Source organism: Aquisalimonas sp. 2447 (assembly GCF_012044895.1).
In the GTDB taxonomy this organism is placed as follows: Bacteria; Pseudomonadota; Gammaproteobacteria; order Nitrococcales; family Aquisalimonadaceae; genus Aquisalimonas.
In genome coordinates this window covers 179,979-198,111 of sequence record NZ_CP050695.1, presented here as the reverse complement: position 1 = coordinate 198,111, position 18,133 = coordinate 179,979, and the positions used below count along the sequence as shown (strand labels likewise).

Below are 18,133 nucleotides of genomic sequence, written 5' to 3'. Positions count from 1 at the left end.
TTGAGCACGCCGAGGGTACATCATGGCGTCATTCCTGCTCACCTCCAGTCCGCTCCCGGAGGAGGCCCGCAACCAGCGCGTCTACCAGGGCGACCTGATCGTCTTCCGGGGCTTTGCGGCCGTGACGTATCTGGTGGATGGGCTGCGGGCGATCTGCCGGCAACATCTTGGCGCCGACCCGGAATCCGTTCACGAACGCCTGCCGGAAGCGGCGCTCAACGCCGCGGCCCAGGCGCTGCGGGATGCAGTCGCGGCCGATGACACGGTGACCGCGCTGCTGCGCACCGCGCTACAGGACGTCGGCGTGGGCATCGACGACACCTTCGGCGACGGACTGGAACTCCGTGTCCAGAGCGCCTCCAGCCGCAGCGGGGCCCGCCGGATCAGCCCGCTGGGCGTGCACAGGGATACCTGGGGGTCGAACATCATGGCACAGACCAACTGGTGGGCCCCGGTGTGGCCAACCACGCCGGAACGAACCATCGCCTTCTTCCCCACGTATTTCGAACGCCCCGTGCCGAACAACAGCGAGGGCTGGGATTTCCGCGAGCTACTGCGCCGCCTGAAAGCGGACGGGCCGGACACCGACTACCCGCTGCTGCCACTGGCCACCGACCCGCCGGGCTGGGAGGACGCGATGCCCGTGAGCATCGAGCCCGGCGACCTGCTGTGCTTCTCCGGCGTTCACCTGCATGCGTCGGTACCGAACGCCACGGACAGGACCCGGCTGTCGTTCGAGCTGCGCACGGTCAACAGGGGAGACGTGCTGGCCGGCCGGGGCGCACCGAACGTGGACGGCACCGCTATACGCACGACCTATCAGCTATTCCGGGGGCTGACCCACGGCGAGCGGCTCGGCCCCTTGGAGTAACCCCGCCGACCGTAGCCGTACCCGTAGGGTGGACCTTCAGGTCCACCATCCACACTTCCCCTGAAATGCCGCCGTCCGTGGGGCCTGTGACGGTGGACCTGAAGGTCCACCCTACGGCTCGTGCGACTCCGCAACCGGCATGTTCCTTGGTGTCATGATGATCTGTCGCTTACCGGACGCGACGGCTTCATGCCCCTGGGGCACAACGGCTCGAGACGCGACGGAGTCGGGTTCAGGACCGCAATTCCGACAACACGCTCCTGAAGCTCTCCAGACCGGACTCCAGGTTCTCGATGATGTCTTCCGCGATATCGTCCGGGTCGGGCAGGTTGTCCAGATCGCCCAGGGAGTCGTCGCGTAGCCAGAATATATCCAGGCTGGTCTTGTCGCGCTTGAAGATCTCCTCGCGGCTGTAGCAGCGCCAGCGGCCCTCGGGGTTGTCCTCGCTCCAGGTTTCCTGGCGATTCCGGCGGTCGCCCGGCTTGTAGCACTCGATGAACTCGCGGAGGTCCTGGTCGCGCAGCGGCTTCTTCTTCAGGGTGTGGTGGATGTTGGTGCGGTAGTCGTAGAACCACACGGCGTCCGTCCAGGGGTCGGCGCGGCCCGGGCGGCCATCAAAGAACAACACGTTAGCCTTGACGCCATGGGCGTAGAAGATGCCCGTGGGCAGGCGCAGGATGGTGTGCAGCTCGGTGGTTTCCATGAGCTTGCGGCGCACCGTCTCGCCCGCGCCGCCCTCGAACAGCACGTTATCCGGCACCACCACGGCGGCCTGACCGTTTTCCTTGAGCAGGGTCCTGATGTGCTGGACGAAGTTGAGCTGCTTGTTCGACGTGGTGGCCCAGAAGTCCTGGCGGTTGTACTCGAACTCCTCGCGCTCCTGTTCCCCGGCCTCATTGGTGATGGTGAGCGTGCTCTTCTTGCCGAAGGGGGATTGGCCAGCACGTAGTCGTGCCGCTTCGGCTGCTCCGCCAGTAGCGCGTCGGTGGGCGAGATGGTGGGCTCGTCGCCAATGTCGCCGATATTGTGCAGGAAGAGGTTCATCAGGCACATGCGGCGGGCGCTGGGGACGATCTCGTTACCGTAGAAGGTCTCGTGCTTGAGCGCCTGCTTCTGCTCGGTGGTCATCTCCGACAGATGGTGTTCCTTGATGTAGTCATAAGCCGCCAGAAAGAAGCCGCCGGTACCGCAGGACGGATCGCAGATGGTTTTGCCCGGCTGCGGCTGCACGCACTCGACCATGGCACGGATCAGCGGGCGCGGGGTGAAATACTGGCCGGCGCCGGACTTGGTGTCCTGCGCGTTGCGCTCCAGCAGGCCTTCGTACAGGTCGCCCTTGACCTCGGCATCCAGCATCACCCAGGTCTCGGCGTCGATCATCTCGATCAGCCGCGCCAGCTTGGCCGGGTCCTGAATCTTGTTCTGCGCCTTGGTGAAGATCTGGCCCAGCATGCCCTTTTCCTGACCCAGCTCGCGCAGCAGCTCGATGTAATGGCCTTCCAGCTCCGCACCTTTGCGCGCCTTGAGGCTCTGCCAGTTGTACTGCTCGGGGATGCCGGCGTCCCGGTTCCACGGCGGACGGCTGTATTCGTCCGCCATCTTGAGAAAGATCAGGTATGTGAGCTGTTCCAGGTAATCGCCGTAGCTCACACCGTCGTCGCGGAGCATGTGGCAGAAGTTCCAGACCTTATTGACGAGGTTTTCGGCATTCATGGCGTGCGGTCCTTATCGGTTTGGTTGCCCGGACTGCTGCATATCCATCGGCGGCAAATCGAATAGCAGGCGCACAAGCTCCAGGTTGATGTAGTAGTTCTCCCGCCCGAGCCGATGCTTTTCGAGAATGCCGCCCTTGGCCAGTTCGTCCAGATAACGTGTTGCCGTCGCTCTGGAGACGGCCAGGTCCTTCTCCACAAAGGCGACCTTGGTATAGGGGTGGCGGAAGATGTTGTTGATCAGGTCCTGACTGTAGAACTTGTAGCGCGCCCGTATGAAGTGTTTGTGCTGCTGCAGGAGCTGGCCAATGGCCTGCACCAGCGTGGTGGTGTGCCGCGCCGTCACCTCCACACCACGCAGCAGGTACAGCAGCCAGCTCTCCCAGTCGCCGGTGTCCCGAACCCTCTGCAGCTCATCGTAGTAGGCGGGCTTGGTCTGACTGATGTAACGGCTCAGGTAGAGGATGGGCGAATCCAGCAGCCCCTCGCGGACGAGAAACAGAATGTTGATAATCCGCCCCGTACGCCCATTGCCATCGTAGAACGGGTGAATCGTTTCGAACTGGTGGTGGGCAACCGCCATGCGCACCAGTGGGTCTTCCGGACCCTCCGCATGAAGATAGCGCTCCAACTCCGCCATCAACTCGGGCACCCGTTCCGGTGAAGGCGGCCGATAAACGACTTCCCCCGTCAACTCGTTTCTCAGGACCGTGCCCGGCGTCCTGCGAAACCCCGCATCGTTGCCCTCCAGCACGGCCTGTACCTGGAGAATGGTGTTCAGCGTGAGCAATTCTGTCTCCCGCACCGCGCGGAATCCGACCTGCAGGCCGTCCGCATAGCGGGCGACTTCCTTGCTGGCCGGGTCCACGGATTCCGGCTGGAGCTGGTAGCGATAGAGGGCATCCTGAGTGGTGATGATGTTCTCGACTTCGGAACTGCTCTGCGCTTCCTGCAGAGACAGGGTAGAAACCAACAAGCCTTCATTCGGGATGGTCTTTGCCACCCCTTTGAGCTCGGCCAGACTGCGATGGGCCGCCACCAGCGCACGCAGCACTGCAGCGCTCTCCAATGCGCCCCTTGGGGGAAAGTGATCCTGGATGTCCAGCACCATCGCTGTCTCCTGAAGCCCACTCTTAGTGACGCTCTCAAAATTTGCGGTTTTTGAGAAGATTTACCGCAATCTTCTCAAATCCCCGCCAACCTGAACACGACATCCTCACCCGCCCGGAACCTCGGCGCTCACTCCGTGGGCGCTGGGTTGTCGCCGCCGTCTTCGGCGATCAGGTTCATCACCAGCCGCACCATCAGGTCCTTGGCCTTGGGGTCGCTCTCGGCGATGAGCAGCGTCAGGGCAGTCAGGCCTTGTTCGTTCAGGGTCAGGCGCATGCCTTCCTGGCGCAGGTAGAGCAGGAAGAGAAAGGCCCCGGAGCGCTTGTTGCCGTCGGAGAAGGGGTGATTCTTGATGACGAAGTACAGCAGGTGGGCGGCGCGCTCCTCGCGCGTCCTGTACAGCGCCTCACCGAACATGCTCTGTTCCAGGTTGCCCAGAATCGAGGCCAGCCCGTCGCCCCGGTCCCGCGCGAACAGATCGGTGGCCTCGCCCCGCTCGCGTAGTTCACCGGCCAGGGCGTCCAGGGCGCGGCGCGCCTCTTCGAGCGCCAGCACGCCCCGGGCCGGCCGGGCGCCGGGCGGCAGGCCGAGGGCGCCTTCGTCATAATCCTGCAGTAGGCGCCAGGTGCGGGCGTAGCCGAGGATCAGGCCCACCACCTCCTGGCCCAAGTCCGATACTAGCTCCTGCCGGGTGAGCGTCTGGCCGAGCAGTTCCACCGCCTGTTCCAACTCGGAGAGGCCCTGCTGCGCCAGCCGGTGCTCGTTGAGGCTGTAGCCCTGGGTCAGGTGCTCGCGGAGGACGCGGGTGGCCCACTGGCGGAAGCGGGTGGCGCGGGTTGAGTTGACACGGTAGCCCACGGAAATCACGGCATCCAAATCATAGTGCTTGAGCCGCCGGCGGACCTGACGCTTGCCTTCCTGGCGAACGACTAAGAAATCCTTAGCAGTTGCCGATTCTGACAGCTCCCCATCCCGATACACATTCCTCAGGTGCATCAAGATGTTCTCCGGCGTCGTGCCGAACAGCTCCGCGATCTGCTTCTGGGTGGCCCACAGCGTCTCCCCTTCCAGCCGTACTTCAACCGAATGCGCTTCATCCTCGAAAATCACGATTTCACTCATGCAGCCTCCTTGCTGTCGTTGTCATCAATGCGCCAGCGATCCCGGTTTTCGCGGCCGAAACGCCATACGCTTCGAGCTATGCGGAGAGCACTCATGACCAGTCCTCTGCCGCAATATAGGCCTGGTCGGGACGGTTCGGTTCGCTTGGAAACTGGTATTGCACGACACCTTCCGCTAGTAGTGGAGCAATGTGTTGGCGATGCAGGTAATCCTGGCGACGCTTGAGAAGAACGGCCAATTCGCGCGCTCCGTAGGGCCTGAGGGCGCAAAGCGCTTGTATGAGTTTTGGCATCTGCTTCGGGTCGCGGCTGCGCTGGCCGATCCGTTCGAGCTCGCTTCTAAGCTCATTCGGCAATTCGGCCAGGAGTTGCTCGCGGTACGCCCAGACGGATTCGTCACGTTGGGACTCCTGCGATAAGGCCCCCGACTCCTGTGATAAGGCCCCCGACTCCTGTGATAAGCCTTCGGACTCCCTAGGTAAGCCGGAGAAGAGGTCGTCTTCCGTCTCGGCTGTCGGGGAGCCGAGCCGTTCCCCCGGCACATAGTAGGTCGCCGGGCCGCGTGGCACCTGCTCGACCAAGCCCAGGTCGCGCAGGCGCGAGAGGCGCTGGCTGGCCGTCAGGGTATCCACCCGGTTGAGATCGCGGTAATCGGAGTTGGTGATGCGGCCAGTCTCGCGAACGAAGATCAGCGCCCGCTGCTCGTCCTCGCCGAGCCCCAGATGCCGGAACTGGCCAAGCCAGGCGATGTCCTCCTCGCTCAGGAAGTGGTGGAACAGGTAGGTGGCGGAGAACTGGTCGTTGTGGCGGTCGGAATCGAAGCTCGGGGGTGACAATCCGGCCTCTTCCATCAGCCGGCGCATCACGCGGACGCCGCTGCCCTTAGTCTCGGCCAACCCCATTTCATGCAAAACCGAGGCAATCACCGGGTTGCGCCACTGCGAGCCCGGCTCGCCCAGGTTCTCCAGTGCTTTCAGGGAATAGCCCGGGTTGTGCACTTCCAAGCGGTTACTGTAGCGCAGCAACTGGATGGGCTGCTGGCGCTGGTAATTGCGGTGCATCACGGCATTGACCACAGCTTCGCGCACCACCTTATCCGGCAGCACTGTCTTCTCGCCCCGGCGAATCTCACCTTCCGGTAACTGGAACGCACGCGGCAGGTCGTCCAGCACCGCCGCCGTGGCCCGCTGAATCAACCGGGGCAGCGTGTCGCGCAGATCGAGGGTGGTGAAGCGCTCGTGCGGGTCTTCGATCCACTCCTTGCCGGGGATGCGGACGTAATCCACCCGGTTCGCTGGGAACAAGCGGCGCAGCGCGCCACGCCGGCCGAACAAGAGCACACCCGCCACCGTGGGGTGCAGCTCACCAGATTGGCGAGCCACGGCGCCAAGTGCCTCCAGCAGCTCCTCATCGGAGAAGTTCAGCTCCTCGGCCTCTGGGCGCACGGCGCGGCGGGCATCACGGTAATGTTCAACGGCGTCCGGGTCGAGATCGTCCAGGCTGGCTCCGGACACCACCGAGGCATCGTAGCTCTGACCGGACCGCCCCTGATACAACTCGGCCAGGTCGTCCTGGTTGCAACGGTAATCACCACTGGGGCCGCGTCGCCAGGCCGAGCGCGGCAGTTGTTTATTGGCAAAGTAAACCGGGCGGGACGCCGGTTCCGCCTCCGGCACCTCCACCAGAATCACCGTGCCCTCATCCAGCGCCTCCGCCCGGGCCTGAATCCGCAGCGGTACGTTGAAGGCATTGGCACAGCGGGAATGCAGGTCGTTCAGCAGCTTGTCAGGGTCCGCGATTCCGGTCACCCGATAGTCACCGGGCGCATCCGAGGCCTTTTCCACCCCCAGCAGCAGCCAGCCGCCACCCAGGCCAGGTTCATTGGCAAAGGCGCAGACTGTCTCCAGCAGCGACTCGCCAATGGCCGAGGCCCGCTTGGCCTCGACCCGATCCGACTCATCGAGCTGCCGGAGCTGGTCGAGCAGCGCCTGTGCCGTGACCTGGCTCATGCCGGCGACTCCGTCTTGCGCTTGCGGCGCTTGGCCTTGGGCGCATCGGCCTGTTCCTGACGGATGCGCTCCAGCAGGGCCTTGGCGGGTTCGTCGTTGGGATCCTGGGGGACGAGTTTGCCTTCGAAGGCACGTTTTAAGATTGATTGGCGCAGCAGCTCTGCCCGCTGAAACGAGACTTCGAGCTCTTCTTCCAACTGCGATAACCTTGAAACCCTTGATTCGATTTGGTTCACAATCTGCTCTTGCTCTTCCAGCGAACAAAGTGGGAATTCCATATTCTCCACAATGCCCAAGTTCAGATTGGGCTGGACCCCACCGGACGATGATAGTCTGATCTTCTCGTAGTTATGAACCAAGAACCATTTCAAGTAGGGCCTGATATGTGCAGCAATTCCTTCGGTTACGATGGCTGCAAGCGCCTGGTTCGTTGTTGCATCAATCGCTAATTCAGATGCCTTGCCACGAGTCTTGCCTTCACCATACATGGCGACGAGCAACGTTCCCTTTGGATAAATCCGAAGATTTGTCTCTTCAAGAGCGGTCTCCGTTACCCATCCTGAAGGTTCCCGGACATACAAGTCGTTTACCGCCCCACTCGTCACCCAAGGAATATCACCACCGTCGTAGAAATCTCTTCGCTTCTTGAGAGGGGTCACACCAGTTCCAACGAGGGCAACATCTATGATGCCGGCACCAACCCAACCATCAGGCGGGGAGTTTTCGGGGTTTGACGGCGTGTCACCCGCCTTCTTCGGCTTAGCCGGTTTCCTTGGTTTCTTTCCGGACTTTCCATCGGCCTCCCACTCCGCCACAGCGGCCTTCCACTCTTCCAACTGCTGCTGGTAGCGCGCTTCGCGCTCTTCGCGGATGCGCTCAAGGAGTTGATCAGCGGTTTCGAGTTTGTCGGCGTTGTCGCGTCGCCATTGTTCGGTAAGGCGGCCTTCGAAGGCGGCCTTGAGCAGGGACTGGCGGTAAGTCTTGAGCTGAGCGCGGGCGGTTTTCAAGCTTTCCACGCCCTTGTCCAGTTCGGAGAAGAGTTCCTCGATCTTGGCGACAATGCGGCGTTGTTCTGCAAATGGAGGAAGACTTATTGGCCAGCTTTTCAAAAAACCCTGAGAAATGTTTGGCTGAGCCCCGCCGACTCCTGCATCAACCAATTGTGGTGATATACGGCTGATGTAGTAATACAGGAATAGACTGTCAATTGCTCCAGCACTTACGTCGGCAACCGCGCAGGCTTGGTTTGTGGCTGCATCTATATTCAATATAGATGCATGCCCTATTGTCGCCCCGTACATTGCTATCGCAACGGAACCCTTCGGAAAGATTTTTGCAGAAGAATGTTCAATCGCTTGTGAGGTCAAATGCTCATCGGTTTTGACTATATATTTTTCTTTGAGCTCTCCAGTCTTTACCCAAGGTATCGAGCCACCGAAGAACTCCTTTTTCTTCCTCGACGGCGTTCCTCCGGAGCCCCATTTAGCGACTTCAGCCAATGTGACACTGGCCCATCCACTGTTAGGAACAAATTCGCCACTCCGTTCCATGGTTACGCCGCCATCTCATCATTCATCTGGTCCAACACGGTCTCCATATCCTCCCCGAATAGTTGCCACATGCGCCCTCGTCCGCCTTCGGCGTCGAAGGGGGCGTAGTCCAGGTCTTCCACGGTGATGTGGAAGCTGGCAGCGATGTGGTCGCGGATCTTTTCCAGCCAGGCCATCTGCTCCTCGTTGAACTTGGGCTGATTGCCGGAATGCCGGCCGAAGACCCAGCGCTTGAAGTTGGCCCTTACGGTGTCGGCATAGGGGGTGAGCTGCTCATCCCAACCGCTGGCCCGGCGCACCAGCGCGATGATCTGGGCCAGTTCGGTTTCCGGGCGGCGGGCCTGCACCTCGTCCAGGCGGGCGTAGGCGTCCCAGACCCGCGCCGGGGCCAGTTTGGGCTTCTCGCGCTTGAGGGCCTCCAGCAGCTCGCGGATGGCCCGGGCGGTGATCTCGCGGCGCCGGTGCGGCTGGGCGTAGTAAATGGTCAGGGCGTCGATGTCGTCCCGGTGGGCCGCCAGCCATTCCGCAAATTCCTGGCGTAGCTGCTCGCGGTGGGTTTCGGCGTCGGTTTCCCAGTCGCTGACTGTGACCTCGTCCGGGTTGATGTCGTCCACCACCTGCTCCTGGCGCTGGCGCACCTCTTCGATGTAGGTGGTCAACGGGCCGGTGATGGCGGCGGTGGCGGCCCTGGCGCGCTCCTCGCGAACCGACTCGATCTGCTCCGGCGCGGGTTCGGCCGTGTCGGGGAGCTGGTGGGTCTCGCGGGCTGCGCGGCGCAGGGCGTCCGGGTCATCGGTGGCCAGCAGCTCGGAGGCGATGGTGTTGAGGTCCGGGCCACCGGTGATCTTGCGCACTTCCTGATGTTGCTCCTCGTTGAGCCGCTTGCTGAAGCGGGCCAGGCGGCCGGCCAGGCTCGTCAGGCTCTCCGGATGGCGCACGCCCATGGTCACGGCCTGCATGAGGTCCTTCATGGGCACGCTGGGCTTGCGCTCCAGGCTGCCGGTTTCCATCTTCTTCGATTCGCTCACGCCCACGGCGTCCACCAGCACGAAGTGGGCCTTGGGACCGGTGGCGGAACGGTTGACCTGGCGCAGGCCGTCGGCGTCCAGGCTGCGGGTGCCGCGGCCGACCATCTGCATATAGTAGTTGCGGCTTTTGACATCGCGCATGAACAGCAGACACTCAATGGGTTTGACATCGGTGCCGGTGGCGATCATGTCCACGGTGACGGCAATGCGCGGGTTGTAGTCGTTACGGAAGCTGTTGAGCAGGCTCTGGGGGTCACCGTCGATGCGGTAGGTGATCTTGCGGCAGAAGTCGTTGCTCGCGGCGAACTCCTCGCGGACGGTATTGATGATGTCGTCGGCGTGGCCGTCGGTCTTGGCGAAGATCAGGGTCTTGGGCACCTCGACGCCGGCCGGGCCGCCGTCGCCCTCCGGCAGCCGCCGGTCCGGGAACATGCGCGGAAGCGCATCCCGGAAGGCGCGGATGACGGTGCGGATCTGGCTGGGATTGACCACGCTACGGTCGAGCTGGGCGCCCTGGTATTCCAGATCCTCGTCCAGTTGCTGCCAGCGTTGCTCCCGGGTGAGACGGTCGCGGTGCTCCACCGTCTCCTCCGCCTCGATCTTCCCGCCCTCCCGGCTCAGACGGGTGTCGATGCGCCAGATGAAGTGATCCACGTTCACCCCGTCCACCACGGACTGCTCCAGGGGGTACTCGCTGACCACATTCTGGTTGAAGAAGGCGTAGGTGCGGTTGTCCGGCGTGGCGGTGAGGCCCACCAGGAAGCTGTCGAAATACTCGATCACCTGGCGCCAGAGGTTGTAGATGGAGCGGTGGCACTCATCGATGACGATGACGTCGAAGAACTCCGGCGGCACCTTCTCGTTGTAGACCACCGGCAGCGGATCCTTGCGCAGGGCGTCCAGGCCGGGCATCTCGTCCTCGGCCTCTTCGGCCAGCGGCTCACCCTTGAGGATGGAATACAGGCGCTGGATGGTGCTGATGCAGACCTGCCCATCGGTGGGCACATGGGGCGAGCGCAGGCGCTGGACGGTGTAGAGCTCGGTGAACTTGCGGTTGTCGTCCTGGGGCAGGTACTGGTGGAACTCGTTCTCGGCCTGAACACCCAGGTTGCGGGTATCCACCAGGAAGAGCACGCGCTTGGCCCCAGCGTGCTTGAGGAGACGATAAATGCTGGTGATGGCGGTGAAGGTCTTGCCGGCCCCGGTGGCCATCTGGATCAGCGCCCGGGGGCGGTTTTCTTTGAAGGAGGTCTCCAGTTTGCTGATGGCGTGGAACTGGCAGTCGCGCAGGCCATCAGGTTGCAGCGCCGGCAGGGCCTGCAGCCGCTTGCGGAACGGGCCGGCCTGCCCGCGCCATTCGGCCAAAGTCTCCGGACGGTGGAACTGGAACAGCTCGCGGGCCCGGGGGATCGGGTCCCGGCGGTCGGTGAAGCGGGTAATCTCGCCGGTGGCCTCGTAGACGAAGCGTAGATCGGCCTTGCCGACGTACTTGAGTTCGGCACCGGCATAGCGGGCCGACTGCTCCTCCACCGTGGTAATCCGGTGGCCTTCCTCCTCGCGCTTGGCCTCGATCAGCCCGACCGGCTCGCCATCCACCATCAACAAGTAGTCCATGGGGCCGGAGTCGGTGGGGTATTCGCGAACCGCCACGCCGCGCCCGGCCTGTGGATTCAGGCCTGCCAGACTCTGCACGACCCAGCCCGAAGACCGGAGCTGGTCATCGATGCGGTCGCGGGCGCGTTGTTCCGGGCTTTGGTTCGGGTCCATGAGGCTCCCGGGCGGTTGTTTTGTGATTCTTCTATGGCCTCGCCACCTTAGCCAAGGTCGGGGCAGTGTGGCTACTGCCCGATTAGCAAAGTGCACCGATAGATAACCACCAAGCACCGCCGCTTGCCCAACAGCGGCGAATCGGCGTACACCTGTCCCTGTCAGCAACAACCATGCTGGAGGCTCGCATGTCCGCGCAGGCACCGGGTCAGGAACCGCGCCAACTCCTGGAGTACTCGGTGGTGTTCACCGATCGCTCCCTGAACCACATGTCCGCCGCGTTCCAGGGCGTGATGCGTGAGCTGTCGGCCGGACTACGGCGCGTATACGGGGCCGAGGCGGCCATCGTGGTTCCCGGCGGCGGCACCTGGGCCATGGAGGCGGTGGCGCGTCAGTTCGCCACCGGCCAGAACTGCTTGGTGATCCGCAACGGCTGGTTCAGCTATCGCTGGACGCAGATCCTCGACACCGGCGGCATTGCCTCTGCCACCACCGTGCTCAAGGCGCGGCCCACAACATCGCAGCGCCAGGCACCGTACGCTCCGCCCCCGGTGGAAGAGGCGGTAGCGGCCATCCGCGCAGAGAAGCCCGCCGTGGTCTTCGCGCCCCACGTGGAGACCGCCTCCGGCATTCTGCTGCCGGACGACTACGTGCGGGCCCTCGCCGAGGCGGCGCACGAGAGCGGTGGCCTGTTCGTCCTCGACTGCATCGCCTCCGGCGCACTCTGGGTGGACATGCGCGCGCTGGGCGTCGACGTGCTCATCAGCGCACCACAGAAGGGCTGGAGCGCGTCGCCCTGCGCCGGGCTGGTGATGCTGAGCGGCACGGCGGAGGAGCGCCTGGAGCAGACCACCAGCACGAGTTTTGCGCTGGACCTCCGCAAGTGGCGCGTCATCATGCGCGCCTACGAGGACGGCGGCCACGCCTACCACGCCACCATGCCCACTGACAGCCTGGCGCGCTTCCGTGACACCCTGCGGGAGACCGAGGCAGCCAGCCTGGAAATGCTGCGGGAACGCCAGAGCGAGCTGGGCAACCGGGTCCGCGGGCTGCTCTCGGAACACGGCTTCGCCAGCGTTGCCGCCGAGGGGTTCCAGGCGCCGGGTGTCGTCGTCTGCCACACCGACGACCCCACCCTGCACAACGGCCGCGCCTTCGCGGATCAGGGCCTGCAGACGGCGGCCGGGGTGCCACTCATGTGCGACGAGCCCGACGACTTCCGCACGTTCCGGATTGGCCTGTTCGGGCTGGACAAACTCCAGCACGTAGACCGGACCGTGGCCAGATTGGAGGACGCGTTGGCGGCAATTACCGGCCGGGAGTGAGACAGGCGCCCGACCCTCCGCTGACGTGATCGCGGTGCGGTGGCTTCACGTCCAGATGCTTGAGGCGGGATTTGTGGAGCCGCGAAGCGGTGGAACACCTGTCCGGCAACAGCCGGCTGATGATGCATTATTCGTAGTGGCTCCAGAGCCTGAGCACTTTCACGACTCGATCGCCCTCAAGCACTTGGTAAACCAGACGATGCTGGATATTGATGCGGCGTGAACAGGCCCCCGCAAGATCACCAACGAGCCTCTCGAACGGAGGCGGCTTGCGGTATGGGTCTTCTGCAATCAGTGCCAACAACTCCTGGTCTTTGGGCATAAGGCCGCTGGAGGCCAGTTTCTTTGCATCTTTCTGTGCTCGCTTGGTGTACACCAACTTCCATGTCACCAATCCAGTCCCTCATCGCATTCATCCACGGGGGTATCCATCCCCTCTCGAGTAGACTCCCGCATACCTGGCACGGAGAGCAGGTACAGTGTTTCCTGAATGGCCGACCAGTCTTCTTCGGATACCAGGACCGCTTTGTTCCGCTTGCCCATGATGACGATTGGTTGATGGGACTCGGCGGTTTCGTCGATCAACCGATAGAGGTTGCTGCGCCCCTCAGTTGCCGTGATTCCGTTCATGACGCACCTCTTGCGTGTTAAAGCCTCCACCAAGAGTACGCCTTCCGGTACGTACGTCAAGACGAACGCCACGTATAACGACTCCGGGTGAGCCGCGGCGCGTTCGACCCCGTTGTTAGGTTATTTCTCTCGATTGGCGGAGCTTTGCCTCAAGGCCGGCCTTAACCTCCGGCCACTCCGGGCTGACGATGCTATAGCACACGGAATCCCGTTGACGGCCACCTGGCATGACCATGTGATACCGCAGGATTCCTTCTTGCTTCGCGCCCAAGCGCAGGATGGCCTTCCGGGAGCCCTCGTTAAGGACATCCGTCAGGAACTCCACTCGCAGGCAGCCGAGCACTTCAAAGGCATGCTTTAGAAGCAGGAACTTTGCTTCCGTGTTCACCACCGTGCGCTGTGCGCTCGTCGCCAACCAGGTGGAACCGATTTCCAGCCGGCGGTGCGCGCGCTCGATCGCGCGATAGCGCGTGGTGCCGACAACGGTGCCGGAGGTCTTGCGGATGATGGCGAACGGCAGAAACCGCCCCTGCGCTTGCCCCGAGAGCGCATCGTCGATGTACTCCGCAGTCGCCTGCAACGACCCCGGCACGGAGGTGACCTTCGAGTTCCACAGCTCCCCATCCGCTGCGGCCGCGTACAGCGCGTCGCTGTGCGACTTCGCTAAGGGCTCCAGCCTGATGTGAGTGCCATCAATTGTGAGGGGAGAAACTTCCACTGCTTTTCCTCTGACTAACGCTGAGCAAAGCGGCGGCCCGTCAGGGACGTCCGTCGTACGCGACTTGTTATCACTGCCTCAGCCATTCTCCGTGAACTGAGGCAAATCGTCGGAGATATCGAACCATGGCGCCTTGCTGCCCACGAAGACATGTCGGTCTGCGCGCACGCCGGGATCAGTGTCGAGGGTGCCCAGTGGAAGCGCATAGACCTCTGGCTTTTCACTGAACTTCGTATGAATGCTTGAACCGCAATTTGAGCAAAAAACCTTGAACTCTCACGGCGATGACTCGTAGCTTTTGAGCAGCTCTTGGCCTCTGACGGTCCTCCAGTCATCGGCCTGCACCTTTGCACAGGTTCGGAACGCCGCTGCATGGAGCTTGCGGCACATAGAGCCATGGCAATTGTAAACGTCGCTAACGCCGCCATTCAGTTCATATTGGACGCCCCCGCAAAGGCAGCTACCTGATAGGTTCATTAACTCAACCTCCCTGTGTGACAACGAAAAGCTAAGCCGCTGGGCGAAGCGAAGCGTAGGCCAGTCGGCTTGAGTGCCAAGTTAACCACCAACCTGATTCAGCCAATCCCGCATGGCCATACCCAAGCGCTCGACGTCTTCCGCTTCCATTTCTCCGCTATGCATAATGATATTTCTAGAACGCTCGACTGACTTGAAGATATGTTTCGCCCATTCGATATCGGGTATGAAATCCTTAAAATGTTCCTGATTGGTGGTTATTATCGCCGACAGGTCTTCAATCTCCGTATAGTCAAGGAGGCTGTCTCCTCGCTTTGCGTGGTACCGGATCTTATTCTCTTCATCTCTCCGGTTTTGTGCCTTCTGCCTACGTTTTTCGGGAACGCACTCCACCCACCAGTCCTCCCCGACCACCTCAGGGTCGAGCAGCCGCGTCTTGATAAATGCGCGAACGGATCGCTCGAACGCGGCAATCGCGGAATAAACCACTGCCATCCGTTCCGCCACCTCCAGATGGTTGTCTTCCATTAACTCCAGAGGGAGCCGCTGGGCAATTCTGTTTTCGTGCGCGGCCCTCGATGGCTGTCCTATGGCCTGCCGAGCCAGGTGCCCGCGGTACACAAACGAGTAGACTTGGTCTTCGTGATTGGTCATGGTCACAAGAGATGCTTTTTGAGGCTGGTAAACAAGGCGTCAAAAACTGCCGGATCGCGCGAGTTCGGCAGTATCAATTGGATATTATAATGCAGCTGCAGCTTTTCCCGATTCGTCAAGCCTTCGGGTGCATCTTCTTCCTCCGACGCCGCACCGTGCTTGGGAGTCCGCTCCTTCTTATCTGCCTCTCCCACCTTTTCCTCTTCTTGCTTGACCGCCGGCTCAGGTTTTTGTCGCGGACTCCAGTCAGCGTGCTCGCAGAGCGCCGTAAAGGTGGCGGCCATATTGTTGATCACGTTGTCTGATTCTTGCCCCTGCGTCAGACTCTTAAACTTCCCTCTAACTTGTGCCACGTCCATGTTCTGAGCGTCTTTTCGAATATCGAAGAGATCACCGTAGGCGTCCTCAATCGCCTCGGCCAACACTTTCCCGGAATTCGCAGGATCGAGAAACTCGTAATAACGTTGCTCCGGCACGCCATTTTCGTCAATGAACCCCAGTCCCTTTAGAACACCGATAAGCAAACGGTCATTGCTGCTCGTGAAGTCAAGGTCCTTCAGAAACTTGTTGGTGAATCGCTCCGGGGCTTTCGCCGATTGAAGGGCATTGAAGAATTCCCCGAGATTGCTTGTTTTGAGTAAGTAGGCGGTCATTAGCGCCATATATCTCTCCTCCCATGTTCCCGCTAACGCCACAAATCGGCCGCGCAAGGTACGAGCGTCGGCTGGATTTGATTGCTAACGGTAAATTGCCAGTTCACGATCGTGCCTCTCTGTGTCTGGATCGTCGATGGCTTCCATTGCCTCAATCTGAGCAATGTATTCAGGTGGCAAGCCATTCTTACGGGCCCCGATTAGGACGTGCTCCTTGTACCAGCGATATGGCTTCAACTGAGAATTGGTGTTTGTAGCAAAGTATATCAAGGCCGTTAACTGTCCTTGAGCTGTAGTGACTTCAACTTCCTTCTCGTCGTACCCAGAGCCCAGCCCTTCCTTCCGATCAAGCGCCGTTTTGTCGTCATCTGAAATCTCGTACACCACCCCGACAACGCGGTCCTCGGGGTTTCCGGTTTCCTCAGCGTCACATTTCCCAGAGCCATCTCTACTGACTTTATGGCATCGTAGCCTATGCGCTGGCAAAGTCCCTATGGCCACAAATCCGGCTGACGGCACACGGTCCTGTAGTCGTGCGAGCGACATATTGGAACCATACGAGAAGCAGAGCACAAATCCTCCTTACCGCTAAAGTTCGGGTTCAGCCGCTTTGCGGAGCAACTTCCGCTGCAATTCCGACTTCATCTAGCGCGGCTCCAGGGGTATCCAACGCATGTGGATAAAAGTCATCGCACCGAATCCGCCGACCCCCTGGGTGTCAACCTCATAGTCGACAGTGCCCCTTTTGATTCCTGTATAAAGGAGCCAGGGCTTTCGTAGGAGCCGAAGACTGTGAGCGACTCGAACGAAGTACCCACTGATCCGACCTTGGAGAGGCGTACACGGCGGCGGTTCTCCGCAGCCGAGAAGCAGCGCCTGCTGGCTGAAGTCGATGCCCTCCCGCGTGGCGAGAAGGGCGAGTGGTTGCGCCGCAACGGCCTGTATGCCGCGCAGCTCACCCAATGGCGCCAGACGTTGGCCGAGACCGGCACACAGGGTCTGGAGCCCAAGACCGGTGGGCGTAAGCCGACCGACCCGCGGGACCGCGAGATTGCCAAGCTGCGCCGGGAGAAGGAGCAGCTCGAGCATCGCGCCCAGGTGGCGGAGGATCTGGTCGAGCTCCAAAAAAAACTGCGGGATCTGGTCGCCCGGGCCGGCAACGACGAGCGCTCGCAATGACGGTCCTCAACGAGCGCCCTGTGCATGTTCCCCGCAGCCGCGCCTGCGCGGCGCTGGGGATCTCCCGCACCGGGAGCTATCCCCGGGATCGCAGCCATGCATTGCCGAAGCGTGCACCGCGCCCCCAACCACGCCAACTGGGGCCAGCGGAGCGCGAACGCATCCGTGATCTGGCCGGCAGCGAGCGTTATCAGGATACGAGCGTGCGGGTGATCCATGCCACTGAACTCAATGAGGGGCGTGTGCTGGCCTCGGTGTCGACGATGTACCGCGTGCTGCGCGCCGATGGGCAAACGCGTGAGCGGCGCCCACAGCGACCGCCCCAGAATCACGCTGTTCCGCGGGTGATCGCCGAGCGTCCGAACGCCGCCTGGACATGGGATATCTCCAGACTTCCGACGGTGGTGCCTCGGCGCTATTTGAACCTGTACCTGATCCTGGATCTGTTCAGCCGCTACCCCATCGCCTGGATGATCAGCGCCAAGGAGAACGCAGCACTCGCCCAACACCTGTTCCGCCATGCGCTGACGCGCCATCAGATCCCGGCCGGGCAGCTGACCGTCCACCAGGACCGCGGTGCGCCCATGATCGCCCACAGCTACCGGGACTTCCTGGACGCCTTCGGCGTGCGTCGCAGCTACTCGCGCCCCCGGGTGAGCAACGACAATCCCGTCAGCGAGGCGCAGTTTAAGACCATCAAGTACAGCCCCGGCTACCCGGGGCGGTTCCGGGACATCCGCCATGCCCGCGAGTGGATGCAGCAGTTCATGACCAGCTATCAGCACCGGCCCCACGAAGGCATCGGGTTCTACACCCCGGCCGACGTCTTTCACGGCCACGTCGAGGCCGTCCATGCCCGACGCGAGCAGGCGCTCGCCGCGCACTATGCTGCACACCCGCAGCGCTACCCCAACGGGGCGCCGCGGGCGAGCCTGCCGCCGGCCGTCATGGCGATCAATCCCGGCGACGGAATCACCACAGCCGCCGAGCTGCTGGATCAGGCCCCGGAGAACATGCCAGCGCATACACCCGTGACCGTCACTGAAGAGGAGCCTGTTCACTAAGAAAACCGCCGGTCATTGTCGGAAAAACGTTGACACGTTCCGACCAAAAGTCCAGCCTTGAACGCGAACGATTCTACGAGCGCTGAGGCGAGAATGGCTGCAATGAAAGGAATGATGGCAAACATGGTGGTGTATGGTACTCCGACTTTCTTGCCACATACTTTACACTTTGCAGGCACGGCTGGTCCCAGGCACATCTTGCGTAGGATAGAAAGCCCCGGTTTCCCGCAATGCGGGCAAACTAATTTATTCATGGTGTCGTCTC

The 18,133-nt window shown here is 61.8% G+C and carries 16 protein-coding genes and 1 pseudogene; 4 read left to right on the top strand and 13 right to left on the bottom strand.

The features are described 5' to 3' along the window. The first annotated feature begins 22 nt into the window (after nucleotides 1-22). Nucleotides 23-871 carry a hypothetical protein gene (locus tag KU884_RS00845; protein WP_167780845.1) on the top strand — a complete coding sequence of 283 codons (849 nt, stop codon included), beginning with the start codon at nucleotides 23-25 and terminating at the stop codon, nucleotides 869-871. A 232-nt stretch (nucleotides 872-1,103) separates the two neighbouring features. On the opposite strand, the pseudogene KU884_RS19195 reads toward KU884_RS00845, so the two are convergent. From KU884_RS19195 to KU884_RS00815, 6 genes and pseudogenes are all read right to left on the bottom strand, one after another. Beyond that, nucleotides 1,104-2,584, bottom strand: a pseudogene (locus tag KU884_RS19195) (N-6 DNA methylase). A gap of 12 nt (nucleotides 2,585-2,596) precedes the next feature. After that, nucleotides 2,597-3,694: a Fic family protein gene (locus KU884_RS00835; RefSeq protein ID WP_167780844.1), complete on the bottom strand. Its 1,098-nt coding sequence runs from the start codon at nucleotides 3,692-3,694 to the stop codon at nucleotides 2,597-2,599. Between the two features lie 128 nt (nucleotides 3,695-3,822). Beyond that, nucleotides 3,823-4,815 (bottom strand): virulence protein RhuM/Fic/DOC family protein, encoded by a 993-nt coding sequence (gene rhuM / locus KU884_RS00830; protein ID WP_167780843.1) that lies wholly within the window; start codon nucleotides 4,813-4,815, stop codon nucleotides 3,823-3,825. Between the two features lie 91 nt (nucleotides 4,816-4,906). After that, the gene (locus KU884_RS00825) at nucleotides 4,907-6,823 is read right to left on the bottom strand and encodes an ATP-binding protein (RefSeq protein WP_167780842.1); all 1,917 of its coding nucleotides are present in this window, start codon (nucleotides 6,821-6,823) and stop codon (nucleotides 4,907-4,909) included. After that, complete coding sequence (locus tag KU884_RS00820; protein WP_167780841.1) at nucleotides 6,820-8,373, bottom strand: restriction endonuclease subunit S; 1,554 nt, start codon at nucleotides 8,371-8,373, stop codon at nucleotides 6,820-6,822. The genes KU884_RS00825 and KU884_RS00820 overlap by 4 nt, the downstream gene beginning before the upstream one ends. 2 nt (nucleotides 8,374-8,375) lie before the next feature. Further along, on the bottom strand, nucleotides 8,376-11,168 hold the full coding sequence (locus KU884_RS00815) for a DEAD/DEAH box helicase family protein (RefSeq protein ID WP_167780840.1): 2,793 nt from the start codon (nucleotides 11,166-11,168) through the stop codon (nucleotides 8,376-8,378). A 188-nt stretch (nucleotides 11,169-11,356) separates the two neighbouring features. On the opposite strand from KU884_RS00815, the gene KU884_RS00810 reads away from it, so the two are divergent. Next, nucleotides 11,357-12,493 (top strand): aminotransferase class V-fold PLP-dependent enzyme, encoded by a 1,137-nt coding sequence (locus tag KU884_RS00810; RefSeq protein ID WP_167780839.1) that lies wholly within the window; start codon nucleotides 11,357-11,359, stop codon nucleotides 12,491-12,493. 127 nt (nucleotides 12,494-12,620) lie between these two features. Here the strand turns inward: KU884_RS00810 and KU884_RS00805 are convergent, their stop codons facing one another. From KU884_RS00805 to KU884_RS00775, 7 genes are all read right to left on the bottom strand, one after another. Beyond that, nucleotides 12,621-12,884, bottom strand: coding sequence for a Txe/YoeB family addiction module toxin (locus tag KU884_RS00805; RefSeq protein WP_167780838.1), 264 nt, complete (start codon nucleotides 12,882-12,884; stop codon nucleotides 12,621-12,623). Further along, nucleotides 12,881-13,123: a type II toxin-antitoxin system Phd/YefM family antitoxin gene (locus KU884_RS00800; protein WP_167780837.1), complete on the bottom strand. Its 243-nt coding sequence runs from the start codon at nucleotides 13,121-13,123 to the stop codon at nucleotides 12,881-12,883. Before KU884_RS00800 ends, KU884_RS00805 begins: the two co-directional genes overlap by 4 nt. 115 nt (nucleotides 13,124-13,238) lie before the next feature. Then, nucleotides 13,239-13,841, bottom strand: coding sequence for a GNAT family N-acetyltransferase (locus tag KU884_RS00795; protein ID WP_167780836.1), 603 nt, complete (start codon nucleotides 13,839-13,841; stop codon nucleotides 13,239-13,241). A gap of 78 nt (nucleotides 13,842-13,919) precedes the next feature. Beyond that, entirely contained in the window at nucleotides 13,920-14,081 is a 162-nt protein-coding gene (locus tag KU884_RS19190; protein ID WP_217351458.1) for a GFA family protein, read from the bottom strand. A gap of 318 nt (nucleotides 14,082-14,399) precedes the next feature. After that, nucleotides 14,400-14,972 carry a Swt1 family HEPN domain-containing protein gene (locus KU884_RS00785; RefSeq protein ID WP_167780835.1) on the bottom strand — a complete coding sequence of 191 codons (573 nt, stop codon included), beginning with the start codon at nucleotides 14,970-14,972 and terminating at the stop codon, nucleotides 14,400-14,402. Between the two features lie 2 nt (nucleotides 14,973-14,974). Further along, nucleotides 14,975-15,634, bottom strand: a complete 660-nt coding sequence (locus tag KU884_RS00780) for a DUF5343 domain-containing protein (protein WP_167780834.1) — start codon at nucleotides 15,632-15,634, stop codon at nucleotides 14,975-14,977. A 75-nt stretch (nucleotides 15,635-15,709) separates the two neighbouring features. Continuing rightward, a complete protein-coding gene (locus KU884_RS00775) occupies nucleotides 15,710-16,171 on the bottom strand; it encodes a gamma-glutamylcyclotransferase (RefSeq protein WP_254432231.1) in 462 nt (153 codons plus the stop codon). Nucleotides 16,172-16,417: 246 nt separating this feature from the next. Here KU884_RS00775 and KU884_RS00770 point away from each other — a divergent pair, with 246 nt between their 5' ends. Together KU884_RS00770 and KU884_RS00765 are read left to right on the top strand one after the other, a co-directional pair. After that, a complete protein-coding gene (locus tag KU884_RS00770) occupies nucleotides 16,418-16,804 on the top strand; it encodes a transposase (RefSeq protein WP_167780832.1) in 387 nt (128 codons plus the stop codon). Next, nucleotides 16,801-17,868, top strand: a complete 1,068-nt coding sequence (locus tag KU884_RS00765) for an IS3 family transposase (RefSeq protein WP_167780831.1) — start codon at nucleotides 16,801-16,803, stop codon at nucleotides 17,866-17,868. Before KU884_RS00770 ends, KU884_RS00765 begins: the two co-directional genes overlap by 4 nt. Nucleotides 17,869-18,133 lie beyond the last annotated feature (265 nt).

Coding starts and splice junctions, on each gene's coding strand:
- rhuM (WP_167780843.1), bottom strand. CDS start 4,815: ATGAGTGAAATCGTGATTTTCGAGGATGAAGCGCATTCGGTTGAAGTA.
- KU884_RS00835 (WP_167780844.1), bottom strand. CDS start 3,694: ATGGTGCTGGACATCCAGGATCACTTTCCCCCAAGGGGCGCATTGGAG.
- KU884_RS00780 (WP_167780834.1), bottom strand. CDS start 15,634: ATGGCGCTAATGACCGCCTACTTACTCAAAACAAGCAATCTCGGGGAA.
- KU884_RS00845 (WP_167780845.1), top strand. CDS start 23: ATGGCGTCATTCCTGCTCACCTCCAGTCCGCTCCCGGAGGAGGCCCGC.
- KU884_RS00765 (WP_167780831.1), top strand. CDS start 16,801: ATGACGGTCCTCAACGAGCGCCCTGTGCATGTTCCCCGCAGCCGCGCC.
- KU884_RS00800 (WP_167780837.1), bottom strand. CDS start 13,123: ATGAACGGAATCACGGCAACTGAGGGGCGCAGCAACCTCTATCGGTTG.
- KU884_RS00785 (WP_167780835.1), bottom strand. CDS start 14,972: ATGACCAATCACGAAGACCAAGTCTACTCGTTTGTGTACCGCGGGCAC.
- KU884_RS00775 (WP_254432231.1), bottom strand. CDS start 16,171: ATGTCGCTCGCACGACTACAGGACCGTGTGCCGTCAGCCGGATTTGTG.
- KU884_RS00815 (WP_167780840.1), bottom strand. CDS start 11,168: ATGGACCCGAACCAAAGCCCGGAACAACGCGCCCGCGACCGCATCGAT.
- KU884_RS00820 (WP_167780841.1), bottom strand. CDS start 8,373: ATGGAACGGAGTGGCGAATTTGTTCCTAACAGTGGATGGGCCAGTGTC.
- KU884_RS00825 (WP_167780842.1), bottom strand. CDS start 6,823: ATGAGCCAGGTCACGGCACAGGCGCTGCTCGACCAGCTCCGGCAGCTC.
- KU884_RS00810 (WP_167780839.1), top strand. CDS start 11,357: ATGTCCGCGCAGGCACCGGGTCAGGAACCGCGCCAACTCCTGGAGTAC.